Below are 24,294 nucleotides of genomic sequence, written 5' to 3'. Positions count from 1 at the left end.
CGGCCCGGTGACGGGCCGACACGCCAGAGGACAACATGGCTGATCACGACGACGACTTCCCCGAGCTCGACAGCGGGCTCCACGAGCGCCTGTCGAGCATCGACGAGGAGCTCGCCGCCCAGCGCGCGCAGACGCTCCGCGCCGGGCTCGAGGACTACGACCTGGACGACGAGGACCTCGAGGTCCTCGAATCCGCCACGGACGACCCCGACCAGGTCACGTACCTGCCGGCGCTGCCCGTGCTCGCGGTCGTCGGCCGCCCGAACGTCGGCAAGTCGGCGCTCATCAACCGGATCCTCGGCCGCCGCGAGGCCGTCGTCGAGGACACGCCCGGCGTCACGCGCGACCGCGTCTCCTACAAGGCCGAGTACGCGGGCCGCTGGTTCACGCTCGTCGACACCGGCGGCTGGGAGCCCGACGCGAAGGGCATCAACGCGTCCGTCGCCATGCAGGCCGAGATCGCGATGGACCTCGCCGACGCCGTGCTCTTCGTGGTGGATGCGAACGTCGGCGCCACGAGCACGGACGAGCACGTCGTCCGCCTGCTCCGCAAGACCAAGAAGACGGTGATCCTCGCGGCCAACAAGGTCGACGACGCGCGCCAGGAGCCGAACGCCGCCTCGCTGTGGTCGCTCGGCCTCGGCGAGCCGCACCCCGTCTCCGCGCTGCACGGCCGCGGCGTCGCGGATCTGCTCGACCTCGTGCTGAAGACGCTGCCGCTCGTCTCCAAGGTCGCCAAGGAGGAGGTCGGCGGACCCCGCCGCGTCGCCATCCTCGGCCGCCCGAACGTCGGCAAGTCGAGCCTGCTCAACAAGGCAGCGGGCGAGGAGCGCGTGGTCGTCAACGAGCTCGCCGGCACCACGCGCGACCCGGTCGACGAGCAGGTCGAGATCGCCGGAAAGGTGTGGCGCTTCGTCGACACCGCCGGCATCCGCCGCCGCATGCACCTCGCCCAGGGCGCCGACTTCTACGCGTCGCTCCGCACGAGCGCGGCGCTGGAGAAGGCGGAGGTCGCGGTCGTCATGATCGACGTCTCCGAGGTCATCAGCGAGCAGGACATCCGCATCATCGAGCTGGTTCTCGAGTCGGGCCGCGCGCTCGTGCTGGCGTTCAACAAGTGGGACCTCCTCGATGACGAGCGCCGCCGCTACCTCGAGCGCGAGATCGAGACCGACCTCGCGCACGTGTCGTGGGCGCCGCGCGTCAACATCTCGGCGCGCACCGGCCGCCACATGGAGAAGCTCGTCCCGGCGCTCGAGACGGCGCTCGAGTCGTGGGACACCCGCATCGCGACGGGCAAGTTCAACGCGTTCCTCGCCGAGCTCACGGCCGCCCACCCGCACCCCGTGCGCGGCGGCAAGCAGCCGCGCATCCTGTTCGGCACGCAGGCCTCGAGCCGTCCGCCGACATTCGTGCTCTTCACCACCGGGTACCTCGACCCGCAGTACCGCCGCTACATCCAGCGGCGCCTGCGCGAGATCTACGGCTTCGAGGGCAGCCCGATCATCGTCAACATGCGCGTGCGGGAGAAGCGGAAGCGCTAGTCGCTCCTCGCTCGCAGCACGACGGACGGCGTCGATCCCTCTTGGGGGTCGGCGCCGTCCGTCGTCGGGGGCTGGATGCGGATCACGTGTACCAGGTCGGCTCCGGGATCTCGCCGAGCAGCACGTGCCGGCCGACCTCGCGGCGCTTGTAGGGGATCGGGTCGTGCAGCGTGTGCGTGCGCAGGTTGCGCCAGAAGATGTCGAGCCCGGCCTTCGACGAGGAGGCGCGGGCGCCTGTGAGCTCGAGGATCCGCGTGCCGACCTCCAGCCCGTCCTCCGCGATGCGCGCCTTGGCCGCCGCGACCCGCACGGCGATCTCGCCGCGCTTCCGCTCCGTGAGCTTCTCGCGCGGCGCGTGCAGCACGGCGCTGATCTCCGCGCCCACCCGATCCAGCAGCGCCTCCGACGCCCACAGCTTCGACTGCAGCTGGCCGTAGCCCTCGAGCACGTACCACTCGTCGGTCGCGCGCTCCTTGTCGTCGCCGCCGTACGGCCACGCGCGCGTGGTGCTGCGCGTGTACGCGGCGGCGGTCTCCAGCGCGCCCTCGGCGATGCCCTGGTAGAAGTTCGCGAACACCAGCTGGATCGCCGGCACGTTGAGCGTGCCGTACACGAGCGGCTGGAAGACCTTGTCGACGAAGCCGGCGGCGTCCGTCCACGGCACGCGCACGTCGCGGATCTCGACCGAGCCCGACTCCGTGAGCCGCTGCCCGAGGCTGTCCCAGTCGTGGCCGAAGACGATGCCCGGCTGGTCGGTCGGCACGATCGCGAACACGTGGGTGTCGGTGCCTTCGATGACGCCCTCGAGCACCGTGAGGTCGGAGACGACGCCGCCCGTCGAGAAGGACTTCCGGCCGGAGAAGATCAGGTCGTCGCCGTCCTCGCGGATGACGAGGTCGGAGTCGCGCGGGTTCACGGCGCCGCCGAAGAGCAGATTGCCTGTCGTGGCGAGCTTCTCCACGGCCTCGATCTGCTCGTCCGTCGCCACGAGCCGCGCGGCCCACGCCCAGAGGTAGTGGTAGCCGAGGAGCTGGCCGATGGATCCGTCGCCGCGTGCGACCGCGCGGATCACCTTGTACGCGGTGTCCCACGTCTGCCCGCCGCCGCCGTGCTCCGCCGGCCCGAGCAGGGTGACGAGGCCAGCGTGCTTGAGCAGCGCCACCTCCTGGTGCGGGCTCGCGCCGGCGCGGTCGCGCTCGACCTGGTCGACGGCGAGGATGTCGGCGACCTCGCGGGCGCGGGCGATCCACGCGGCCGGCGTCGTGGGACGCGGCGCGCCCCTCCAGCGGTCGACGGGCGCGTCGCCGAGGGGAGCGGGGCGCGGGCGGTCTGTCTTCGCGGGTGCGTCCGCGTTCGCGGTGCCGTGGGCGGGCGCGGGGGAGCCGGATGCGGGTCGGGGCTCGCGGTCGATCAGGGTCATGTCCTGTACCTCTCGTGAAGGGGCGCGACCGCTGCCGCGCCTCGCGGTGGGGCCACGGTAGGGGCGGGTCACGCGGGGTGGCGAGGGGTGTGACGCGGGGTTGCCCCGCGTGACGACGCGGGGCGTCACGGGGTGTCATGCGGGGGATCCGCCGACCGTCGGCGGGTGCCCGCGTCGCCTGTCCGGATCGCGCCGCTCCCCACGTTCGCGGGCGGCTCCAGGCGTCACGTCGTACCCTGATCCGGGCGCATCCGACGCCCGCTCACGAGACACGGAGGATCGCACCGGTGGACCAGCTGCTCAGCCGTCTCGATCGGATCGCCGCCGGGCGCCAGGCGGGCCATGTCATCGCCCAGGACATGCGCGACCACCCGTGGACGGCGCGGGCGTTCCGCTGGATCCGGTGGATCCTCATCGCCGAGACCCTCGTGGGCGCGACCGCCGTGGCCATCGCCCTGACCCTCGCCGAGGACGGCATCGCGATCGCCCCCGCCGTCTGGTTCCGCTCCTTCGTGGTGCTCGCGATGACCCTCACGCTCTACTACTTCGCCTGGCGCGCGTCGGCCGGCTACTGGTGGGCGTACTCTCGCCTGCGCCTGTTCAGCCAGATCTTCCCCATCGTGACCCTGGTGGTCGCCGCGATCCCGGGCCTCTACCCGCTCTGGATGGTCATCGAGCAGATCGTCTTCTCGCTGCTGCTCATCGGGGTGGCCGACATCCTCCGGAGCGACCACATGCGGGACGCCTTCCCGAAGCCGGGGCGGGTGGCTGGTGGTGGCGCGCCGGACCCCGCGGCTCCTGGTCGCCCGGGCGGTGCGCCGGCCTGATCCCGGGCCCCGCGCGTGCCGGAGCAGTGCCGCCGATGCGGTAGGCTCTACGAGTTGCCCAGCGATGGGTCAGCGGGCTGTGGCGCAGCTTGGTAGCGCACTTGACTGGGGGTCAAGGGGTCGCAGGTTCAAATCCTGTCAGCCCGACGGACATGCCTCGGAAGGACCTATGGGTCCGGCCGGGGCATTCGTCGTTTCCGGGGTCCTTCACAGATATGGACATCCGTCTGCGCTAACGGAGGAGAGATGCCGGCGAGCCTATTGTCTCCGCTTCGGTTGCATGGATGCATGGACCCGATGCGCTCGATTCTCGGGACCCAGGACATGTGTCCGTGCCTGCCGCAGTCACAGCAAGGTCCTGGTGCGTTGCTCATCCGGAGGCGAGAGGCCTTGCGAAGCTCACGTACCGTCGGATCGAATCGCTGCTCGGCGGAGTAGATCGTCGGCGAGGGCCATGTTGTGGTGCCGCTTGAAGGGCGATGAGCGACGACGCATCTGCATGGTGTTCAACTTGTAGATCGCCTCGACGAATGGCTCGAAGTCCAGGGTGCGTTGAAGGTCCTTCCACGACGTGACGACGCACTGGTGCACCGTTGCGCTGGTGTAAGACGGCGCGTGATGCAGGTTGCTGAACACCGATGGCAGCGCTGTGCGTCTGCCGCGTGCGCCCCTCACCTCGGCAGCGCGGGCATCGTCGAAGTTGAGGGCGATCTCCAGCCGCGCGTGATCGCCGTCGTCGACCTGGTAGGCGTACAGCGTCTCCAATGCGCCGCAGCTCAGGGTGAACAGGCGCCTCGCCACCTTCGTGCGCCCGGTCTCCGGAAGCGCGACGATCGTCCACAGGAGTCGCTGTGTGCCGAAGGGATCGGGGATGCATTCTTCGATGTATCTGGCGACCGCTTCAGCCATCTCTTCGTAGTCGTCTCGGGCGGCGAGTGTCCAGAAGCGCCGATGCAAGGTCGCCTCTCCCTCGTCGGAGAGTCTCAGGCGTCGATTCCTCTCCCATGGCAAGAAGACGCTCCGGCCGTTCTCGACCGTCACGTCGAGGTCCCCGGTCCCCGCGGGCCATCCGGTGAGGTTGAGGTTTCGGAGGCTGCGCTTCGCCGCCTCCTGCCGACGCACCTCCTGCCGTTCGTGCTCGTCTAGGTCGGTGGCAGAGCATGGGGCGAAGCTGAAGGCGACGATGTCACCGTGATGGCGTCGGTGGGCCGCGTAACGCGACACGATCTGACGTGTTTGGCCCACGTATCGCATTCCATCCGCGAACTCCAGGACGTAGATCCCGCACACCTTCTTGGAATCGGCGAAGAGAGCTGCGGCGGAGCCCGCAGTGCTCATGTCGTATCGAGTGAATACCAGAGGGCGAAGGGGAGGGGGCATGTGCTCACCGTAGGCATTCGCGGCTCGGGTCGGGCGGCGGTGCGGGAAAGCCGCCGGCCGGGCGGGGTGCTATGACCTCAGAGAGGTGCCCTTGGCCAGTGCTGGAAGGCAAGGTCGGCAGGTGCGTCCGCTTCGCGTGACCCGCTTTGGGTGCATCACCAAAACCATCCGCGTGAAAGGCTTTCGCGACGAAGGCGAGAGCACGTGGCACAGGATGAGTGGTCGATACCGGTCGGGGACGTGCGTCGTAGGCGCGCCGTGCACGCGCTCTACGGCGGGGCTCGCCAGGGTGGGATGGAGCCCAGCGGGAGGACCCCGAACGTGCTGCTGTTCACCGGCCCCGGCGGGAAGTCGAGCGGGTACGACGTGTTCGACGGTTGGCACGACGACGGCACGTTCCACTACACGGGCGAGGGGCCCAGTGGTGCTCAGGTGATGACCAACGGGAACAAGGCTGTGCGGGATCACAAGCCCGACGGTCGGGCGCTGAGGCTCTTCGAGAAGCAGGGGACCAGCCCCGAGGTGATCTACGTCGGTGAATTCGAGGTCCCCGAAGTCGACCCTTACATCGTGGACGACGCCACGGGAGAGGACGGCGCGATCCGCTCCGTCTTCATCTTCCGCTTGCGTCCGGTCGGGGAGTCCCGGGCGCCTCAACTCGCGCACCTCCCGACAACTCCTACCGAGGTCCAGTCCCTGCCGCTCGAGGCCGCTCTCGTTGATGAGTACCTCGTCCAGAGGAGAACGGAGCCCCAGGTGCACCTTCGAACCGAGGCGGCGCTCGTGAGGCGGTATTCGGAATGGTTGCTGCGTACTCGAAAGGTGCAACCCACACGGCACCGGATCCCGAGCCCCGGTGGTGCCTCTCTGTACACGGATGTCTACGACCCATCACGGAAGCTCCTCGTGGAGGCCAAGGCCTCCGCGACCAGGCACGACATGCGCACGGGTCTCGGGCAGATCCTCGACTACGCCCGTTCCGTCGACCACTTGCAGAAGGCGGTCCTGCTCCCATCGGAGCCTCCTCGGGATCTGGAGGAGCTGTTGGCGATGTACGGAGTGGGCGTCATCTGGCCGACTACCGGAGGACGGTTCTTGGAACGGCTCGTCTGACCACCCCCTCGGGTTGCGATGTCGGAGGGAGCTGGTCCACTCCGGCCATGTCCTGGGCCTCCTCCGACACCGCTCGACGGGTCATGCGAGCCAACAAGCGCCGGGACACCGCGCCTGAGCTGGCAGTACGACGGATCTTGCATGCCAGGGGGCACCGGTACCGCGTCGACCTCCGCGTGGCCATGGAGTCCCGGAGCCGTGCGGATATCGCATTCACACGGCAGCGCATCGCGGTCTTCATCGACGGGTGCTTCTGGCATGGCTGCCCAGATCACCTGCACTTGCCCAAGTCCAACGCCGACTACTGGGGGCCGAAGCTCGCTCGGAACGTCGAGCGCGACGGCGAGGTGACCGCGTTGCTCACCGGCCTGGGATGGACCGTCCTGAGGTTCTGGGAGCACGAACCGGCCGACGCTGTCGCGGAGGCGATCATCGCGGAGAGGGAAATGCGGCTACGGACGCGCCACGCGCAGATTGCGACGTTCGCTTCGATGGGTGGTATCCGACTGAGTCGCTCAGATCAGCCCTCGGCGCCGAGAATCACCCCCGTGCGAGGGCTTCCCGTCGCGAGAGCGCGCTCATAGCCTCAGGCGTCGTATATCGACGGCACCACCTGCGGCTTACCCCTTGGCCGCGGCACGCACCCGAGGAGCACCATGCCCGACGTCCCCTCCGCCGCACCTGCCGGCTGGTTCCCCGACGGATCCGGGCAGCTCCGATACTGGGACGGATCCGCGTGGACGCAGCACGTCGCGCCGATTGTGCAGCCCGCCGGAGCGCAGGCAGCCGCTCCGAGCGCAGCCGCGGCGGCGGCCGTCTCCGCCTCGCAGCAGGCCGACGCCCTGCGGAACGCGCAGGCCGCTGAGGCCGCGCACGACAAGGCGATGCGGGCCGCCGAGGCCGCGCAGGCGAAGGCAGTGCGGGCCGCGGAGGCCGAGCAGCAGCGCGCCGCGAAGGTCGCGCAGCGCGAGGCGGCCATGCAGGTGAAGGCCGCGGAGCGCGATGCAGCGATCCAGGCCACCACTGCGCGGGCGGCCGTCGCGACGTTTGCCATGCCGGCGCCTCAGCGCGCCATCGCGCCCCCGGCCGCTCCGACTGCACCGACCGCCGTCATGGCCGACACGCGACCCGGGATCCACCCGGCGACGACGTGGATCGTCGCGACCGTCGCCGCGCTCGTCATCCTCATCACCACGGCGAACGACGGCTTCCATGGCATGTTCGTGTCCGTCGGCCTGGTCGCTCTCGCGGCCGCCCTGTACACCGTCATCTTCGGGCGTCGCGGCTTCGTCCCGGCGCTGACCTCGCGCCCGCGCGGCACCGCTACCGCGGTCGGCGCGGTCCTGCTGCTGATCATCGGCGCGGCGCTGCCCGCGGGCGGCTCGGGGTCAGCACCCGCGCCTGCGCTGGCCGCCGTCGTCACCGCGTCGCCGAGCCCCACGCCGACACCCTCCGCCACTCCGACGCCCGCGGTCCACGTGGTCGAGGACGTCAGCACCAAGAGCGCCACGGACGCTCGCACGCTGCTGCGCGAGGCCGGCTACGTCGTGCAGTACGTGCTCGAGTCGGGCGGGGTGCCGAGCGTCACCGACGGCATGACCGTGAAGTCGCAGAGCCCGACTCCGGGATCGCGCGTCGACGCCGGATCCACCGTGACGCTGACGCTGCTCGCGCCTGCGCCTGCGCCCACCGTCGAGCCGACGGTCGCGCCGGCTCCCGCAGCCACATCGGCTCCCGCCGCACCGGCCCCGAAGCCGGCTGCGCCCGCGCCCGCTCCGGTGGCCCCGGCTCCAGCACCCGCGCCGGCCGCTCCGGCTCCGGCACCTGCCCCGCAGACCGGCCTCATCAATCCCGGCGGTTACTGCTCGCCCGCATCCGTGGGCAGCGTCGCCCAGGCGTCGAACGGCCGCAGCTACCGGTGCGGCGGCAAGGGCGCCGACCGCAACGGCGACTTCCACTGGAACACGATGTGACGCTCGCCCGGGCGACGCCACGAACGTCGCCCGGCCACCCTCACCGCACCATCCGCACCGTGATCATCTCCGCGCCCTGGTACATCCGCCGCTCCACCCCGCCATCGCGCGCGAACCCGTTGCGGCGGTAGAACGCCGCCGCGCGCGGGTTGTCGTCGGCCGCCCAGAGGTAGGCGGGGGAGTCGCCGACGGCCGCGTCGAACAGGGCCTGACCCGCGCCGGAGCCGTGGGCGGAGGCGACCATGTTGATCGCGTAGAGCTGCAACGGGCGGGGCGGATCCTCGTCGCGCGCCGGCCCCGCGAGGGCGAAGCCGACGATCCGGTCGCCGTCCAATGCGACGAAGGGCGGAGCTGCGGACGCGGAGGCCAGCGTCCCCCGCCACTGTTCGGCCCTCGCCGTGACGTCGAGCACCTCGAGGTACGCAGCTGGCAGCAGGTGCGCGTACGTCTCCTGCCAGGTGCGGATGTGGACCTCGGCGATCCCGTCGGCGTCAGCGGGCACGGCGGGGCGGACGGTCACGGGCACGGTCATGCGGCCACGATATGGGGCGGTCGGAGCGGCATGATTCCGTGCAACGCGCCCGCGCGCGCGGACCCTACCGCAGGCCCGATCCGGCTTGCGGCCGGGGGAGGGCCCCTCGCTAGGGTGGTCGCGCAACCCGGTGTGGTCCGTGAGACCCCGGGTGTCGACCGAAGCCTCATTCCCCTCCGAGCGAAGGACGCGATGAGTACTCGCACACCCATGCCCGCTTCCACCCCCGACAGCGCGGCCCCCGTCGGCGCGGCCCCCGTCGTCGACGGCGCGCCGCCCGGCCGCCCCCGCCTCAACAAGCCCGTCTTCTTCGGCTCCTCGATCGGCATCATCGCCATCGTCGCCTGGGCATCCCTCGCCCCGACCGCCGCCGCAGACGCCATCGGCGCCGCCGTCGCCTGGGTCTCCGAGAGCTTCGGCTGGTACTACATCGCCGTCGTCACGCTCGTCGTCGGATTCGTGGTCGTCGTCGCGGCCTCCCGCGCCGGCCGCACGCGCCTCGGGCCCGACGACTCGCGTCCCGCGTTCAACTACTTCACCTGGTCGGCCATGCTCTTCGCCGCGGGCATCGGCATCGACCTGATGTTCTTCTCCGTCTCGGAGCCCATCACCCAGTACCTCGCCCCGCCGACCGGCGATGGATCCACCGTCGAGGCCGCGCGACAGGCCATGGTCTACACGCTCTTCCACTACGGCCTCACCGGCTGGGCGCTCTACGCGCTCATGGGCATGGCGTTCGGCTACTTCGCCTACCGCCACAACCTGCCGCTGAGCATCCGCTCGGCCCTGCACCCGATCTTCGGCAAGCGCATCCACGGCCCCATCGGCCACGCGGTCGACATCGCCGCCGTCCTCGGCACGATCTTCGGCATCGCGACCACGCTCGGCATCGGCGTGGCCCAGCTGAACTACGGCATCGACTTCATGTTCGGGATCCCCGAGAACCTCGCGGTGCAGGCCGGCCTCATCGCCCTGTCGGTGATCATGGCGGCGGTCTCGGTGCTCACGGGGGTCGAGAAGGGGATCCGGCGCCTGTCGGAGCTCAACGTGCTCTGCTCCATCGCGCTCATGCTCTTCGTGCTCTTCGCGGGCCGCACGAGCTTCCTCATGGACGCCATCGTGCAGAACGTCGGCGACGTCCTCAGCCGGTTCCCCGCCATGACCCTCGAGACCTTCGCCTACGACCGCCCCGACGCGTGGCTCAGCAGCTGGACCCTGTTCTTCTGGGCCTGGTGGATCGCCTGGGCGCCGTTCGTGGGCCTGTTCCTGGCGCGGATCTCCCGCGGCCGCACCATCCGTGAGTTCGTCATCGGCACGATGGTGGTGCCGTTCGCGTTCATCCTGCTGTGGATCTCGATCTTCGGGAACAGCGCCCTCGACCTCGTCATGGGCGGCGACAGCGTGTTCGGCGACGTCGCGATGAACACGCCGGAGCGCGCGTTCTACTCGCTCCTCGCCGAGTACCCGGGCGTTCCGCTCACGGCCGCCGTCGCGACGTTCACGGGACTCCTCTTCTACGTGACCTCCGCCGACTCCGGCGCGCTCGTCATGGCGAACCTCACCTCGCACCTGCCCGACGCCGACACCGACGGACCCAAGTGGCTGCGCCTGTTCTGGGCCGTCGCCACCGGCGCGCTCACGCTCGTGATGCTCGCGGTCGGCGGCGTGCCGACCCTGCAGAGCGCGACCGTGGTGATGGGGCTGCCGTTCTCGGTGGTGCTGCTGCTCATCATGCTCGGGCTCTACAAGGCCCTGAAGGTGGAGGGATCCCTTGCCCAGAGCTACCGGTCGAGCCTCCCGGGGATCCTGTCCGGCCGCTCGGGCGACGCGGGACCCGGACGCAGCTGGCGGCAGCGGCTCGCCCGGTCGATGACGTACCCCGATCGCGACCGCGCCCAGCGCTTCGCCCAGGACATGGCGCTCCCCGCGCTCACCGAGGTGCACGACGAGCTCATCGTGCAGGGCGCCGTCGTGCGCCTCGTGGAGGGCGAGCACTCCGACTACGGGATCCGCGAGCTCGACCTCGAGGTCTCGATGGGCGAGGAGCGCGACTTCCGCTACGCCATCCGCCCGGTGCGGTACGACATCCCCACCTACGCGCCGCACGCGGCCGCCGGATCCGAGGAGCACTACTACCGCATGGAGGTGTTCTCGCTCGAGGGCAGCCGCGGCTACGACGTGCTCGACTACACGCGCGAGCAGGTGATCGCCGACGTCCTCGACCACTACGAGACCCACCTCGAGTTCCTCCACCTCAACCGCGACGAGCCGGGCAACACCGTCGTCGTCGCCTCCGACCAGCCCGAGAGGACCGCATGACCATGCACGAGCACACGAACGGGGCACCCGCCTCCCTCTTCATCGACGGCAGCTGGCAGCCCGCCGCCGACGGCGCGACCCGCGAGATCCGCTGCCCGGCCGACGGATCCCTCGTCGGGCACGTCTCCGAGGCCGGCGCCGCGGACGTCGAGCGCGCCATCGCGAGCGCCCGCGCCGCGTTCGACGGCGGCGCCTGGGCGCGCACGCCCGCACCCGAGCGCGGCGACCTCCTCCTCAGCGTGGCCGACGGCCTCGTGCAGCGGAAGGCCGCGTTCGCCCGCGCCGAGACCCTCGACACCGGCAAGCGCCTGGTGGAGAGCGAGATCGACATGGACGACATCGCCGCCTGCTTCCGCTACTTCGGCAAGCTCGCCGGCCAGGACGCCGGCCGCGTCGTCGACGCCGGCGACCCGGACGTCGTCAGCCGCATCGTCCACGAGCCCGTGGGCGTGTGCGGCCTCATCGCGCCGTGGAACTACCCGCTGCTGCAGGCCGCGTGGAAGATCGCGCCGGCGCTCGCCGCGGGCAACGCGTTCGTGCTGAAGCCCAGCGAGCTGACGCCGCACACCTCGATCCTCATGATGCAGCTGCTCGCCGACGTGGGACTCCCCGCGGGCGTCGCCAACCTGGTGCTCGGCGCGGGCGCCGTCGCGGGCGCGCCCCTCTCGAGCCACCCCGACGTCGACATGGTCTCGTTCACGGGCGGCCTCGCGACGGGCCGCACCATCGCGGCGGCCGCGGCGGCGACCGTGAAGAAGGTCGCGCTCGAGCTCGGCGGCAAGAACCCCAACGTGGTGTTCGCCGACGCCGACTTCGACGCCGCCGTCGACAACGCCCTCAACGCCGCCTTCGTGCACTCCGGCCAGGTGTGCTCGGCGGGAGCGCGGCTCGTGGTGGAGGAGTCCATCGCCGAGCGCTTCGTCGACGAGCTCGTGCGCCGCGCCGAGGGGATCCGCCTCGGCGGCCCGTTCGACCCCGACGCGGAGACCGGCCCGCTCATCTCGGCCGCGCACCGCGACAAGGTGCACGCGTACGTGGAGAAGGGGATCGCCGAGGGCGCGCGCCTGCGCACGGGCGGCGCGTTCGGCACGGGCGACCTCGAGGCCGGGTTCTACTACCTGCCGACCGTGCTCGACCGGGTCGAGCGCGGCATGTCCGTGGTGGTCGACGAGGCCTTCGGACCCGTCGTCACGGTCGAGACGTTCCGCACGGAGGAGGAGGCGGTCGCCATCGCGAACGACACCGACTACGGGCTCGCGGGCGCCGTCTGGTCCCAGGACGCCGGCCGGGCCCAGCGCATAGCGCAGGCGCTCCGCCACGGCACCATCTGGATCAACGACTTCCACCCCTACCTGCCGCAGGCGGAGTGGGGCGGCTTCGGGCAGTCCGGCGTCGGCCGCGAGCTCGGCCCGACCGGCCTCGCCGAGTACCAGGAGGCCAAGCACATCTACCAGAACACGCGCCCGCAGGTGACCGGATGGTTCCCGGCGCGATGAGCGACAGCAGGGGAGACGACATGACGGGCACCGAGTACGACTACGTGGTCGTCGGCGGGGGATCCGCCGGCGCGGCCGTGGCCGCCCGCCTCAGCGAGGATCCCGACATGCAGGTGGCCCTCATCGAGGCCGGCCCGCACGACAGGGACCTCGACGTGGTCCTCCGCCTCGACCGGTGGATGGAGCTGCTCGAGTCCGGCTACGACTGGGACTACCCGATCGAGGAGCAGGAGAACGGCAACTCCTTCATGCGCCACGCGCGCGCCAAGGTGCTCGGCGGCTGCTCGAGCCACAACTCGTGCATCGCGTTCTGGGCGCCGCGCGAGGACCTCGACGGCTGGGCGACGACGCATGGCGCCACCGGCTGGGACGCCGACAGCACCTACCCGCTGTACCAGCGGCTCGAGACGAACGAGGATCCGGAGCCGCACCACGGCCACGACGGCCCGGTGCACCTCATGAACGTGCCGCCGCGCGACCCGTCCGGCGTGGCGCTCCTCGACGCGTGCGAGCAGGCGGGGATCCCGCGCACGCGCTTCAACACCGGCGAGACCGTGCGGAACGGGGCGGGGTTCTTCCAGATCAACCGGCAGGCGGACGGCACGCGCGCGTCGTCGTCGGTCTCGTACCTGCATCCGCTCGCCGACCGCGCGAACCTCACGGTGCTGACCGACCTCAAGGCGCGCGCGCTCGAGTTCGACGACGACGACCGCTGCACGGGCGTTCAGGTCGTCGACAACGCGTTCGCGAAGACCCGCACCATCCGGGCCCGTCGCGAGGTGATCCTCTCCGCCGGCGCCATCGACTCGCCCAAGCTGCTGATGCTCTCAGGCATCGGCCCGAAGGCGCACCTCGAGGACCTCGGCATCCCGGTGCGCGTCGACTCGCCCGGCGTGGGCGAGAACCTGCAGGACCACCCCGAGGGCGTGATCCAGTGGGAGGCCAAGCAGCCCATGCCGACGGAGAGCACGCAGTGGTGGGAGATCGGGATCTTCGCGACCACCGAGGAGGGCCTCGACCGGCCGGACCTCATGTTCCACTACGGCTCCGTGCCGTTCGACATGCACACGGTGCGCCAGGGCTACCCGACGACGGAGAACGGCTTCTGCCTCACGCCGAACGTCACGCACGCGCGCTCGCGCGGCACCGTGCGCCTCCGCAGCCGCGACCACCGGGACAAGCCGCTCGTGGATCCGCGCTACCTCACCGACCCGCACGACATGCGCGTGCTCATCGCCGGGATCCGGCTGGCGCGCGAGATCGTGGCGCAGCCCGCGATGGCCGAGTGGGCGGGCCGCGAGCTGTACCCGGGCGTCGAGGCGCAGACCGACGAGGAGCTCGCGGACTACATCTCCCGCACGCACAACACCGTCTACCACCCGGCGGGCACCGTGCGGATGGGCGCGGTCGACGACGCGATGTCGCCGCTGGATCCCGAGCTGCGCGTCAAGGGCGTCACTGGCCTGCGGGTCGCCGACGCGTCCGTGATGCCGGAGCTCACGACGGTGAACCCGAACATCACGACGATGATGATCGGCGAGCGCTGCGCCGACCTGGTGAAGAGCGCGCGGGCGGTAGAGGCGGCGCGGCGCTGATCGCGGCCCGGCGCGCGGCGTGGCGGCGCGCGCCGGGTGCGGATCAGCCCGCTGCGGTCACGGACGGGACGGCCGCCGCCTGGTCGTAGGCCGCGTGCTCGGCCGCCATCCAGAGCGTGCCGACGACGTGGGACGAGTCCTCGAAGCGGGCGGCGGCGTTCCCGAACTCGGCGCCGTCGGATCCGTCGCCCGCGAAGATGGGCCCGCCGGAGACGCCTTCGTTCATGTCGCAGGCCACGTCGATCCGCTCCGGGTCGAAGGCCTCGAAGACGCCGCGGCAGCGCTGGAGCGTGCGCGCGTCGAAGCGGCCGGCCCCCGGGTAGCCGTAGACCGTGCCGAGCTCGGCGGGATCCTGGTCGAAGAGCACGGGGGACGCACCGACGACGCTCGTGATGTCGGCCCCGTCCTCGTTCGGCGCGGCCACGGCGAAGGCGGTGTCGTCGCCCTGGTCGCTCTCGTCCTGCGCGTAGCCCGCGGCGACGACCGCGCCGCTCAGGGCCCACGTCCCGTACGGATCCTGGCCGTTCGCGTACGCGGGGGCGAAGATCAGGCGCGAGGCGTACTGCCTGCCGCGGAGGACGCAGTGCCCGGCGGTGGCGACCACCGACTCGTTGCCGGAGACGACGACGTTCGCGCTGCAGGTCTCGATGGAGCTGCCGAAGATCCCGAAGAGCTTGCCGATGTGGGGGACGACGGGGACCTGCTCGGCCGTGGAGATCGGCGCGGGGGATGCGGCGTCGGATGGGGCGACCGCGGCGGGCGCGATCGTGTCCTCCTGCGCGGAAGGCGCGGCGGCGTCGAGGGCGTCGACGGTGGTGGCCGCGTCACCGGCCCGGGTGGCCGCGGCCATCCGGGCGGGCGTCCAGAAGGCGAGCGCGTCGGCCGTCTCCGCGGGCGACGCGTGCAGCTCGAGCGGGCGGGCGGACGACGCGGGATCCGTGACGGTCCGGTCGCCCGCCCACGCGGCGGGTGCGCCGCCGAGCAGGGCGGCGACGGCCACGGCGGACGCGGCGGCGAGCCCCGCAGTCCGCATTCGTCGGGCGGGGAGGTGCGGGGACAGCGGCATGGCGGGTCCTCTCAGGACGCAGCGGAGCAGGACGGAGCAGGATCGCGGCGAGCGCCGCGCGCTCACGCTAGCGAGCGGCCGGGCCGATCGGCTCGCGGCCCGCACAGCCGCCGCCCGGCGTCAGCTCGCCCGCCGTCAGCGCGCCCGGCGTCAGCCCGCGCGTCGCAGGGCGGCGATCGCGTCCCGTGCCGGGTCCTTCGCGGCGAGCGCCGCGGCGATCGTGAGCACCGCGTAGAGGCCGATGTATGCGCAGAGGATCCACGGGGATCCGCCGCCCCACTGCAGGAACAGCACCGCGAGCAGCGGCGTCAGCCCGACGGAGAAGATGCTGCCGACCTGGTAGCCGAGCGAGACGCCGCTGTAGCGGACACCCGTCGGGAACTGCTCCGCGAACCACGCGGCCTGCGGTCCGTAGATCGAGTCGTGGAACACGTTCATGCCGAGCGCGAAGACGAGCGGGAGGAGCAGCAGCGGCCCCGAGTCGAGGAACGCGAAGAACGGCCAGATGAGGATCCCGATGCCGGCGGCGCTCGCGATGGTGAGGCGGCGGCGGCCGACCCGGTCGGAGATCCAGCCCCAGAGGGGAGTGGTGAGCACGCTCAGAGCCGAGACGATGAGCACCGCCGTGAGCGCGCTGCCCGAGTCGCCGCGCTTCTCGGCGAGGTAGGAGAGCGTGTAGACGGTGAGGATCGAGTAGAGCGCGGGCTGCACGAGGCGGAGGCCTGCGGTGATCAGCACGGCGCGCGGGTGCCTCCGCAGCACGACGCCGAGCGGGAAGCGCTCGACCTTCCCGGCCGACTTGATGTCGCGGAACTCGGCGGCGTCCTCCACGCGGAGGCGGATCACGAGGCCGACCGCCACGAGCACGGCGCTGAGGAGGAACGGCAGGCGCCAGCCCCACGCGAGGAACTGCTCCTCGCCGAGGCCGAAGCGCGTGGCGGCGAAGACGCCGGTGGCGAGGAGCATGCCGCCCGCGGATCCCATCTGCGTGAACGCGCCGAACAGGCCGCGGCGGTGGGCGGGGGCGTGCTCGACCGACAGCAGCGCGGATCCGCCCCACTCGGCACCCGCCGCGATCCCCTGCACGAGCCGCAGGAACACGAGGCCGAGGACGCTCGCGAGGCCGATGGTGGCGTAGGTCGGCAGGACGCCGATGAGCGTCGACGCGATCCCCATCAGCACGAGCGAGTAGACGAGCATGCGTTTCCGGCCGATGCGGTCGCCGAGGTGCCCGGCGACGATCCCGCCGATGGGCCGCGCGAGGAACCCGACGCCGTACGCGGCGAACGACGAGAGCAGGCCGACGGCCGGCGTCTGGTTCGGGAAGAACTGGCTGCCGAACACGAGCGCGGACGCCGTGGCGTAGAGGTAGAAGTCGTAGTACTCGACGGTGGTGCCGATGAACGACGCGGTGAGGACGCGGCGTCGGCGGCGGGACACGTCGGCGGGGGCCTCCGGGGCGGTGGGTGCCTCGGATCCGGCGGGCGGCGGCGTGGTCGGCGCGGCGGATGCGGCGGGCGGTGCGGTGGTCATGGGGTCTCCAGCGGTGCGGCTGCGGTGCAGGGAGCGGTCCGGGCGGGGATCCGCTCGGGTGACGCCTACCGTGCCCGGTGTTCCCCCGGCCGGGGAAGGGCCGCGGTCACGGCGCGTAACGCACGGGCGCGCACTGGTCCCGCACGAAGCCCGCCTGCCCTCCGATGGAGGACGCCGGCGGCGGACCGGTCCGTGTCCGACCCGCCACCACCCCGCCAGGGGGATCAGCCCTGCGCCGCCGCGCTCTCCGTGTCGACCGCGGCGGCCAGGTCGTACGCCGTGTGCTCGTTCCCCTGCCAGATGGGCCCGATGATGTGCGACGAGTCCTCGTAGCGCGCATCCTCCTCGGCGTACTGCGCGCCCGTGGCCTCGTCGCCCGCGAAGATCGGCCCTCCGGACACGCCGCCGGTCATGTCGCAGGGCAGGTCGATCGCCTGCGGGTCGGTCTCCTCGAAGCGGCCGGTGCACCGCTGGAGCGACTCACCGTCGAAGCGGCCCTCCGCCGGGTACCCGTAGACGCTCCCCTCCTGGGTGAGCGACTGGTCGAAGAGCACGGGTGAGGCGCCGACGACGCTCTCGATGTCGTCGCCGTCGTCGTTCCGCGCCACCACCACGAAGCCGACGTCGTCCGCCGCGTCCCCGTTGTCCTCGGTGAAGCCGCCAGCGACGTACCCGCCCACGACGGGCCATCTCCCGTAGTCGCCTCCGCCGTCGTGGTACCCGGGCACTAAGACGGAGTCGGTGGCGAATGCGCCGTTCCCGGTCATGCAGTGCCCCGCCGTGGCGACCGTGGAGCGGTTGGCCGCCTCGACGACGTTCGCGCTGCAGGCGTAGCCCTGGCCGTTGAGGTTGTAGAAGAGACGGCCGATGTGCGACACGGGCGCGACCTGCTGGGCGACCGAGATCGGGCCGCTGTCGGCCGTGTCCTGTTCGTCCGCGTGATCCTGGCGCTCGGCCGTGCCCGTGGATGCGGGCGCCTGCCCGCCGACGACGCTCGCGGCGGCGATCCGCGCGGGTGTCCAGTAGGCGACGGCCTGCGCGGCGGCGTCCGCGGACCCGAGCAGCGGCATCGCTGCGGGTGCCAGGGCGGTCGTCGTGTCGGATGCCGGAGCGGTCGCATCCGCCGCCCATGCGGACGGGGTGGTGCCGGCCAGGGAGGCGGCGACGCAGGCGGCGGAGATGGCGGAGATGGCGGAGAGCCGCAGGGCAGCGGATCCGCGGCGGCGGTGCGCGGCCGAGCGCTCGGTCAGGTGCGTGTGCACGGTGCGTTCCTCTCGGAGGGGCCGACGGCGGCTGCCGTGCCCGTTGACGGTGGTGGAGGGTCGTCCGCCCGCGGTCGGGCGTGTGGCACCACTGGGGAGTGCCGTCGGGAGTGGGCCGCGACCCGGAGCTCGGGGAACCCCGGCGTCACGCGGCCCCGCCTCAGCCGACGTCGCTCGCGGTGGCCTGGTACGCCGAGCGCTGCGCGTCCTCCCAGAGCGGCCCCTGGTTGTGCGTCTGGTAGTAGTCGAGCGTGGTGACGTTCGCGAACTGCGCCCCGTCGGCGGAGCCGGCGAGGATCGGGCCGCCCGAGGCGCCGCCGGTCATGCCGCAGGGGAACGCGACCAGACTCGGAGCGAGGGCCGTGCCCGTCGCGAGGCAGCGCTCGAGATGGGTCCCGTCGAAGCGGCCCACGACGGGATAGCCGAACGCCGCGATGGCCTGCTCCGCGGACTGGCCGAACAGCACCGGCGACGCACCGACCACGCTCTCGACGGTGGCGCCGTCCGCGTTCGCGTCCAGCGCGTAGAAGGCCGAGTCGTCCGCCACGTCAGTGTCGTTGCTCGAGTACCAGCCGCTAGGGATGTTGCCGGTGCGGATCGTCCACGTGCCATACGGCGTCTGGCCGTCGTGCGCCCCGGGGAAGAACGCCAGGTCGGTCGAGAAGACCCCCATCGACGAGGCGCAGTGACCGGCGGTCGCGATGGTCGAGCCGTTCGGCGCATCGACGACGTTCGCGGTGCAGTAGTAGTACGAGCCGTTGCGGACGAAGTACAGGCGACCGATGTGCGGCACGGGTGCCACCTGCTCGACGGGATCCGCGGCATCGGCGGACACGGCGTCGGCCGATGCGTCGCTGCTCGGAGCGTTCGCGTCGTCGGCCCGGGCGGCCTCGCGTCGTGCCGGAGTCCAGAAGCCGGCGGCACCGTCCGCGGCGGTACCCGCGACGGGGATCGTGACGACGGATGACGTCTGGTCCACGACCGTCGCGGGGCGGAGGGACGCGGTGGCCGGCTGGCCCGGGGCGATCGCTGCGGTCGCGGCGATGAGCGCGCTCGCGGCCAGGAGCGCGCGGCGGGCGGACGGTGCTGTCGGTCGGATCATGGGTTCTCATCTCTGTCGTGCCCGGAGGGCGGCGCGCTGCCGACGCTCGTCGGCGGTCGTGCGGTCGTGCGGTGCGAGGAGCGCCGGGACCGGGCGATCACCAGCGGCCCCCGACGCGGTGGGCTGACGGTATCGGGGCCGTGCATCCGCCCGTGCGCCGCCTGCACAGACGATCGTCTGTCGGTCATGTGACGGACCGCTACGGCGACGCCGACCCGCATTTCCCCACCCGTGCGACGCTGGGGGTCCGACGAGAGGATCCCCATGCCCGACGCCCGGCCCCCGCTCCGCTTCGCCGCGTTCGTGATGAACACCGCCAGCCACATCCAGCACGGCCTGTGGCGGCACCCGTCCGCCAGGCAGCACGAGTTCGACGACGTCCAGCTGTGGGTGGATCTCGCGAGGACCCTCGAGCGCGGCCGCTTCGACGCCATGTTCTTCGCCGACGTCGTGGGCCTCTACGGTCCGGGCGACGGCGCCTACGACGTCAACGCGCGCGAGGGCCTGCAGTTCCCGAGCAACGACCCCTCCGTGCTGATCTCCGCGCTCGCCGTGAGCACCGAGCACCTCGGCTTCGCGTTCACGAGCTCCGTGCTCCAGGCGCACCCGTTCGACTTCGCGCGCAAGGTGTCGACGCTCGACCACATCACGAAGGGGCGCATCGCCTGGAACGTCGTGACGAGCGCCCTCGACGGCGCCGCCCGCAACTTCGGGCACGACGGCCTCGAGGACCACGACGCCCGCTACGCCTGGGCCGACGAGTACCTCGACGTCGTCTACAAGCTGTGGGAGGGCTCGTGGGACGACGACGCGCTGCTGCGCGACAAGGAGCGCGGCGTGTTCTCGGACGCGTCCAAGATCCACCGCATCGACCACCAGGGCCCGCGCTACAAGGTCGCCGGGCCGCACCTGTCGTCGCCGTCGCCGCAGCGCACGCCCGTGCTCTTCCAGGCCGGATCCTCGCCCGTCGGCCGCCGCTTCGCCGCCCGGAACGCGGAGGCGCAGTTCATCCTGTCGTCGACGCCGGAGAAGACCCGCTCCCTCATCGAGGACACCCGGGCGCTCGCCGTGGACGCCGGCCGGCGAGCCGACGACCTCTCCTTCTGGCTCGGGCTCTCCTTCATCACGGGCAGCACGGAGGAGGAGGCGAAGCGGAACGAGGCCGAGATCGACGAGCACCTCTCCGCCGACGGGTTCCTCCTGCACTCCAACCTCGGCTTCGACGCGAAGACGGGCGAGCAGCTGGATCCGGCCACGCCGCTCTCGCAGGTGGAGACGCAGGCCGGGCAGAGCCACCTCAACTGGCTGCGCGAGGCGTCGCCCGACCGCGAGCCGACCATCGCCGACCTCGCCCGGCTCTCCGCGAAGCTGCGCGGCCGCGTCGTGGGCACGCCCGAGCAGATCGCCGACGTGCTCGCGGGCTGGCAAGAGGCAGGGGTCGACGGGATCAACGTCATCAACTGGACCCTGCCCGGCAGCTACGAGGACTTCGTCGACCACGTGACGCCCGTGCTCCAGGAGCGCGGCCTGCAGCAGCGGGAGTACGAGCCGGGCACGCTGCGGCACAAGCTGACCGGGCGCGACCGGCTGCCGGAGTCGCACCCGGCGGCGGCGTACCGGGGCGCGTTCTCGTGACGGTGACGGCGGCCGCGACGGGGACTTCCACCGCCGACCTGCGGGCCGAGCTCCTGCCGCTGTTCGACCGGATCCGCGCGGGCGCCGTCGCCCGCGAGCGCGACCGGGAGCTCGCGCACGACGCCGTCGCGCTCCTCCGCGAGGTGCGCTTCGGCGCCCTGCGGCTGCCGGTCGCCGACGGCGGGCGCGGCGCGACGATCGCCCAGCTCGTCGAGCTCGTGATCGAGCTCTCGGCTGCCGACGCCAACATCGGCCACCTGCTCCGCGGCCACTTCGGCTACGTCGAGCTCGTGCTGCGCCGGCCGTCCGGGCCCGCGCGCGAGGAGTGGATCCGCCGGATCGCCGACGGCGCCATCGTCGGCAACGCCACGAGCGAGCAGACCGGCAACACGCTCGCCGACATCTCCACGACGCTCACGGAGCGCGACGGCCGCTGGATCCTCGACGGCACCAAGTACTACTCCACGGGCACGCTCTACTCCGACTGGATCTACCTCGCCGCCGGTCGCGAGGCCGCCGACGGCGTCGAGCGCGTGACGCTCGCGATCCCCACCGATGCGCCGGGCGTCACCGCGGTCGACGACTGGGACGCGTTCGGCCAGACCCTCACCGCGAGCGGCACCACCACCTTCGCGGGCGTGGAGGTGGATCCGGCGACCGTGACCGCCTACCGCGAGGCGCCGCTGAGCCACATCCAGGCCTTCTACCAGCTCTACCTCGTGGCGGTGCTGGCAGGGATCGCGCATGAGGTGGAGCGCGACGCGGTCGCGTACGTGCGGAGCCGCACGCGCACCTACATCCACGCGAACGCCGCCCTGCCCCAGGACGACCCGCAGGTGCTGGACGTCGTCGGCCGGATCTCCACGGCCGCCTTCGCCGTGCGCGCCACGACCCTCGCGGCCGCCGCCCGCCTCGACGATGCGATCGCGACCGCGGAGCCAGGCGACGCCCTCGACCGTCCGACGCTCGACGCCGCCGAGAACGCCGTCTACCAGGCGCAGGTGCACGCGGTCGACCAGGTGCCCGCCGCCGCGACGCTGCTGTTCGAGGTCGGGGGAGCGTCCGCCACGTTCCGCGAGCGCGCGCTCGACCGGCACTGGCGGAACGCCCGCGTCGTCGCGAGCCACAACCCGGCGATCTACAAGGCCCGGGCGATCGGCGAGTACGCGGTCGCGGGCCGCGGCCCGGTCGACGCGTGGGCCGCGTACGAGAAGGTGGGCGCGACGCCGTTCCCGCGGTGACGGGGCCCCGCGCTGAGGTGACCCCGCGCTGAGGTGACCCCGCGCCGAGGTGACCCCGCGCCGTCCGGTCGCCGCGTGGATCCGCGGTGCCGGGGTCCAGCCGTCAGTGCACGGAGAAGCCGCCGTCGACCGCGATGGTCTGACCGGTGACGTACGCGGATCCCGCGCCCGCGAGGAACACGGCGGGTGCCGCGAAGTCGCCGGGGACGCCGTTGCGGCCGACCAGGGTGCGGGTGGCCAGCGCGGCGACCGCCACGGGATCGGAGCCCAGTCGCTCGTTCAGGGCCGTGAGCACGAAGCCGGGGACGAGCACGTTGGCGGTGACGCCCCGGGCCGACCACGCCTCCGCCTGGGAGCGGGCGAGCGCCTCGACCGCGGCCTTCGACACCCCGTAGGCGCCGCTCGCCGCGAACGCGCGCTGCGCCTGCTGGCTGCTGACGTGGATGACGCGGCCGTGGCCGCGCTCCGCCATCGGGGGCAGGAGGCGCTGGCCGAGGATGAACGGCGCGTCGAGGTTGACGGCCATGGTGGCGTCCCAGACGTCCTCGCCGAGCTCGCCCATCGGCGGGCGGAGGTTGATGCCCGCGCAGCACACCAGCACGTCCACGTCGCCGACCGCGAGCGCCCGGTCCGCGAGCAGGTGCGCGCCTGCCCGGGTCGAGAGGTCGGCGACGATGCCGTCCGCCGAGCCGCCCTCCGCCCGGATGCCGGCCACCGTGTCGTCGATCGCGGCCTCGGTGCGCGCGGCGACGAGCACGTGCGCGCCCGCCGCGGCGAGCGCTTCGGCGATGGCGCGCCCGATCCCGGAGCTGCCGCCGGTCACCAGCGCCGTGCGTCCGTCGAGTCCGAAGAGCTGCTGCAGATCCATCGGGTCAGGTTACGGGCGCGGCATCCGTCATGCGCCCGACCGGAGGTGACGCCCCCGTGCCGCCCGACCTGGGGGCGTCCGTGCGCCCGGCCGCCGCCCGCGCCCTCGGTACGGTGGACGGGCGGCCGGGATGCCGCGGGACAGGGGATCCATGACGACGCATGCGCCCAGCCGACCGCAGCTGGACACGACGCCGCTGACCGGCCGCATCGACCGCGACGACCTCCGCCGCTTCCGCCGCGAGTTCACGGCGCGCTTCCCCGTGCTGGTCTCGCCGCTCTTCGTGCTCGGCCGCATCGCCCTGGGCATCCTCGCCGTGCTCGCGATCCCGCTCGGCGGCGTCCTCCTCCTCGCCGGCGGTGTGGGCGCGATAGTCACCGACGACCCCGAGACCCGCGGCGACGCCCTCGGCATGACCGTGTTCGCGATGCCCATGTTCGGCACCGGCGTCTTCTTCGCCTGGCGCCTGATCCGCACGCGCCGGCGCCGCAGCACGGTCCGCGCCCACTACCGCCTCACGCGCTTCGGGCGGATCAACGGCCTCAGCTACACACCGGGGCCGGTCTCCGACGGGCACATGGGATCCGCCGCGCGCGGCATGTTCGTGACCCGCGTCATGCGGCCGCGCACCGCGCGCCCCGTCGAGTTCGGCAACCACGAGCTCAACCAGGGGTCGCGGTTCGACGGCATCACCCAGTACGGCGGCTACGCGATGATCGGGCTCCGCCGCGAGCTGCCGCACATCCAGGTCATCTCGAACCCCACGCGCCTCCGCCGGGAGATGGCGCCGACCATCGACGTCGCGCGCGACCAGCGCCTCGAGCTCGAGGGCGACTTCGACCGGCATGCGGCGCTCTACTGCCCGCACGGATACGAGCGCGACGCCCTCTACCTCTTCACGCCCGACGTCATGGCCGTGCTGGTCGACCGGGTGCGCGGCTTCGACGTGGAGATCCGCGGCGACCGCCTGCTGCTGCGCTCGCCCGCCGACATGGTGACGCTGGATCCCGACCGCTGGCACGACGTGATCGACGCGACCGCCGCCCTCATGGCGAAGGTCGACCGCTGGGAGCGCTGGCGCGACGACCGGCTGCGGTCGCTCGAGGGCGAGGAGGCCTCGGTGCTCACCGCGTCCGACGACGCGCTCGCCGTGCCGGAGCCGGGGCGGACCCGCCGTCGCGCCCGTCGCTCGCGCGGCGTCGCGGCGGCCGGGCGTCGGCTCCGGATGCGGCCGACGATCGGGCTCCTCCTGCTCATCGCCCTCGGCGTGGTCTTCTTCGGGCTCGCCTTCGTGATCACGACGCTGCCGTGATCAGCGCCCCTGCCCGGGCAGCTCGGGAACCACGGGGATCCGCGTGGGCCGGACGCCCATCCGGCCCGCGTCAGAC

The 24,294-nt window shown here is 72.2% G+C and carries 19 protein-coding genes and 1 tRNA gene; 12 read left to right on the top strand and 8 right to left on the bottom strand.

Translation table 11 applies throughout. The annotated features are described in order from the left end of the window. The first annotated feature begins 35 nt into the window (after window positions 1–35). Window positions 36–1,544 carry a ribosome biogenesis GTPase Der gene (der, locus tag NL142_RS10305; RefSeq protein ID WP_194682305.1) on the top strand — a complete coding sequence of 503 codons (1,509 nt, stop codon included), beginning with the start codon at window positions 36–38 and terminating at the stop codon, window positions 1,542–1,544. An 82-nt stretch (window positions 1,545–1,626) separates the two neighbouring features. On the opposite strand, the gene NL142_RS10300 is transcribed toward der, so the two are convergent. Beyond that, entirely contained in the window at window positions 1,627–2,964 is a 1,338-nt protein-coding gene (locus NL142_RS10300; protein ID WP_435079280.1) for an acyl-CoA dehydrogenase family protein, read from the bottom strand. Window positions 2,965–3,251: 287 nt separating this feature from the next. On the opposite strand from NL142_RS10300, the gene NL142_RS10295 reads away from it, so the two are divergent. Both NL142_RS10295 and NL142_RS10290 read left to right on the top strand, forming a co-directional pair. After that, window positions 3,252–3,791 carry a hypothetical protein gene (locus NL142_RS10295; protein WP_435079278.1) on the top strand — a complete coding sequence of 180 codons (540 nt, stop codon included), beginning with the start codon at window positions 3,252–3,254 and terminating at the stop codon, window positions 3,789–3,791. Window positions 3,792–3,864: 73 nt separating this feature from the next. Then, window positions 3,865–3,938: transfer RNA gene (locus NL142_RS10290), tRNA-Pro, on the top strand. Window positions 3,939–4,190: 252 nt separating this feature from the next. On the opposite strand, the gene NL142_RS10285 is transcribed toward NL142_RS10290, so the two are convergent. Continuing rightward, window positions 4,191–5,129, bottom strand: coding sequence for a GIY-YIG nuclease family protein (locus NL142_RS10285; RefSeq protein WP_435079276.1), 939 nt, complete (start codon window positions 5,127–5,129; stop codon window positions 4,191–4,193). A gap of 363 nt (window positions 5,130–5,492) precedes the next feature. Here NL142_RS10285 and NL142_RS10280 point away from each other — a divergent pair, with 363 nt between their 5' ends. The 3 genes from NL142_RS10280 (at window position 5,493) to NL142_RS10270 (ending at window position 8,257) form a co-directional block, all read left to right on the top strand. Further along, window positions 5,493–6,284 (top strand): SRA domain-containing endonuclease, encoded by a 792-nt coding sequence (locus NL142_RS10280; RefSeq protein WP_435079274.1) that lies wholly within the window; start codon window positions 5,493–5,495, stop codon window positions 6,282–6,284. A 47-nt stretch (window positions 6,285–6,331) separates the two neighbouring features. Continuing rightward, on the top strand, window positions 6,332–6,868 hold the full coding sequence (locus tag NL142_RS10275; RefSeq protein ID WP_435079272.1) for a very short patch repair endonuclease: 537 nt from the start codon (window positions 6,332–6,334) through the stop codon (window positions 6,866–6,868). Window positions 6,869–6,940: 72 nt separating this feature from the next. Further along, entirely contained in the window at window positions 6,941–8,257 is a 1,317-nt protein-coding gene (locus NL142_RS10270; protein WP_194682308.1) for a PASTA domain-containing protein, read from the top strand. Between the two features lie 40 nt (window positions 8,258–8,297). Here the strand turns inward: NL142_RS10270 and NL142_RS10265 are convergent, their stop codons facing one another. Then, complete coding sequence (locus NL142_RS10265) at window positions 8,298–8,789, bottom strand: GNAT family N-acetyltransferase (RefSeq protein WP_435079269.1); 492 nt, start codon at window positions 8,787–8,789, stop codon at window positions 8,298–8,300. 210 nt (window positions 8,790–8,999) lie between these two features. On the opposite strand from NL142_RS10265, the gene betT reads away from it, so the two are divergent. Genes betT through NL142_RS10250 form a run of 3 tightly spaced genes read left to right on the top strand, consistent with a single transcriptional unit; the run spans window position 9,000 to window position 14,199 of the window. Continuing rightward, entirely contained in the window at window positions 9,000–11,108 is a 2,109-nt protein-coding gene (betT, locus tag NL142_RS10260; protein WP_435079267.1) for a choline BCCT transporter BetT, read from the top strand. Continuing rightward, entirely contained in the window at window positions 11,105–12,604 is a 1,500-nt protein-coding gene (locus NL142_RS10255; RefSeq protein WP_435079265.1) for an aldehyde dehydrogenase family protein, read from the top strand. Before betT ends, NL142_RS10255 begins: the two co-directional genes overlap by 4 nt. 20 nt (window positions 12,605–12,624) lie before the next feature. Further along, window positions 12,625–14,199, top strand: coding sequence for a GMC family oxidoreductase (locus NL142_RS10250; RefSeq protein WP_435081594.1), 1,575 nt, complete (start codon window positions 12,625–12,627; stop codon window positions 14,197–14,199). Between the two features lie 43 nt (window positions 14,200–14,242). On the opposite strand, the gene NL142_RS10245 is transcribed toward NL142_RS10250, so the two are convergent. The 4 genes from NL142_RS10245 to NL142_RS10230 all read right to left on the bottom strand — a co-directional run bounded on the left by NL142_RS10245 (window position 14,243) and on the right by NL142_RS10230 (window position 19,162). Then, the gene (locus NL142_RS10245; protein WP_435079263.1) at window positions 14,243–15,265 is read right to left on the bottom strand and encodes a trypsin-like serine peptidase; all 1,023 of its coding nucleotides are present in this window, start codon (window positions 15,263–15,265) and stop codon (window positions 14,243–14,245) included. 150 nt (window positions 15,266–15,415) lie between these two features. Next, window positions 15,416–16,798, bottom strand: a complete 1,383-nt coding sequence (locus NL142_RS10240) for an MFS transporter (RefSeq protein WP_435079261.1) — start codon at window positions 16,796–16,798, stop codon at window positions 15,416–15,418. A gap of 224 nt (window positions 16,799–17,022) precedes the next feature. Beyond that, window positions 17,023–18,060: a trypsin-like serine peptidase gene (locus NL142_RS10235; RefSeq protein ID WP_435079259.1), complete on the bottom strand. Its 1,038-nt coding sequence runs from the start codon at window positions 18,058–18,060 to the stop codon at window positions 17,023–17,025. 160 nt (window positions 18,061–18,220) lie between these two features. Continuing rightward, window positions 18,221–19,162 carry a trypsin-like serine peptidase gene (locus NL142_RS10230; protein ID WP_435079257.1) on the bottom strand — a complete coding sequence of 314 codons (942 nt, stop codon included), beginning with the start codon at window positions 19,160–19,162 and terminating at the stop codon, window positions 18,221–18,223. Between the two features lie 264 nt (window positions 19,163–19,426). On the opposite strand from NL142_RS10230, the gene NL142_RS10225 reads away from it, so the two are divergent. Together NL142_RS10225 and NL142_RS10220 are read left to right on the top strand one after the other, a co-directional pair. Beyond that, window positions 19,427–20,797, top strand: coding sequence for an LLM class flavin-dependent oxidoreductase (locus NL142_RS10225; protein ID WP_435079255.1), 1,371 nt, complete (start codon window positions 19,427–19,429; stop codon window positions 20,795–20,797). Next, complete coding sequence (locus tag NL142_RS10220) at window positions 20,794–22,038, top strand: acyl-CoA dehydrogenase family protein (protein ID WP_435079253.1); 1,245 nt, start codon at window positions 20,794–20,796, stop codon at window positions 22,036–22,038. Before NL142_RS10225 ends, NL142_RS10220 begins: the two co-directional genes overlap by 4 nt. Window positions 22,039–22,141: 103 nt before the next feature. Here the strand turns inward: NL142_RS10220 and NL142_RS10215 are convergent, their stop codons facing one another. Further along, window positions 22,142–22,906: an SDR family NAD(P)-dependent oxidoreductase gene (locus tag NL142_RS10215; RefSeq protein WP_435079251.1), complete on the bottom strand. Its 765-nt coding sequence runs from the start codon at window positions 22,904–22,906 to the stop codon at window positions 22,142–22,144. A gap of 151 nt (window positions 22,907–23,057) precedes the next feature. Between NL142_RS10215 and NL142_RS10210 the strand changes: the two genes are divergently transcribed. Further along, the gene (locus NL142_RS10210) at window positions 23,058–24,218 is read left to right on the top strand and encodes a hypothetical protein (protein ID WP_435079249.1); all 1,161 of its coding nucleotides are present in this window, start codon (window positions 23,058–23,060) and stop codon (window positions 24,216–24,218) included. Window positions 24,219–24,294 lie beyond the last annotated feature (76 nt).

The organism is Clavibacter quasicaliforniensis (genome assembly GCF_051201715.1).
GTDB lineage: Bacteria > Actinomycetota > Actinomycetes > Actinomycetales > Microbacteriaceae > Clavibacter > Clavibacter seminis.
The sequence above is the reverse complement of the archived record's forward strand: the minus strand, read 5'-3'. Positions and strand labels throughout refer to the sequence as shown.

What these genes read in the sequence shown, in the direction of transcription:
- NL142_RS10255 (WP_435079265.1), top strand. Translation starts at nt 11,105, where the DNA reads ATGACCATGCACGAGCACACGAACGGGGCACCCGCCTCCCTCTTCATC.
- NL142_RS10275 (WP_435079272.1), top strand. Translation starts at nt 6,332, where the DNA reads ATGTCCTGGGCCTCCTCCGACACCGCTCGACGGGTCATGCGAGCCAAC.
- NL142_RS10270 (WP_194682308.1), top strand. Translation starts at nt 6,941, where the DNA reads ATGCCCGACGTCCCCTCCGCCGCACCTGCCGGCTGGTTCCCCGACGGA.
- NL142_RS10225 (WP_435079255.1), top strand. Translation starts at nt 19,427, where the DNA reads ATGCCCGACGCCCGGCCCCCGCTCCGCTTCGCCGCGTTCGTGATGAAC.
- betT (WP_435079267.1), top strand. Translation starts at nt 9,000, where the DNA reads ATGCCCGCTTCCACCCCCGACAGCGCGGCCCCCGTCGGCGCGGCCCCC.
- NL142_RS10300 (WP_435079280.1), bottom strand. Translation starts at nt 2,964, where the DNA reads ATGACCCTGATCGACCGCGAGCCCCGACCCGCATCCGGCTCCCCCGCG.
- der (WP_194682305.1), top strand. Translation starts at nt 36, where the DNA reads ATGGCTGATCACGACGACGACTTCCCCGAGCTCGACAGCGGGCTCCAC.
- NL142_RS10250 (WP_435081594.1), top strand. Translation starts at nt 12,625, where the DNA reads ATGACGGGCACCGAGTACGACTACGTGGTCGTCGGCGGGGGATCCGCC.
- NL142_RS10245 (WP_435079263.1), bottom strand. Translation starts at nt 15,265, where the DNA reads ATGCCGCTGTCCCCGCACCTCCCCGCCCGACGAATGCGGACTGCGGGG.
- NL142_RS10240 (WP_435079261.1), bottom strand. Translation starts at nt 16,798, where the DNA reads ATGACCACCGCACCGCCCGCCGCATCCGCCGCGCCGACCACGCCGCCG.
- NL142_RS10265 (WP_435079269.1), bottom strand. Translation starts at nt 8,789, where the DNA reads ATGACCGTGCCCGTGACCGTCCGCCCCGCCGTGCCCGCTGACGCCGAC.
- NL142_RS10285 (WP_435079276.1), bottom strand. Translation starts at nt 5,129, where the DNA reads ATGAGCACTGCGGGCTCCGCCGCAGCTCTCTTCGCCGATTCCAAGAAG.
- NL142_RS10230 (WP_435079257.1), bottom strand. Translation starts at nt 19,162, where the DNA reads ATGATCCGACCGACAGCACCGTCCGCCCGCCGCGCGCTCCTGGCCGCG.
- NL142_RS10215 (WP_435079251.1), bottom strand. Translation starts at nt 22,906, where the DNA reads ATGGATCTGCAGCAGCTCTTCGGACTCGACGGACGCACGGCGCTGGTG.
- NL142_RS10210 (WP_435079249.1), top strand. Translation starts at nt 23,058, where the DNA reads ATGACGACGCATGCGCCCAGCCGACCGCAGCTGGACACGACGCCGCTG.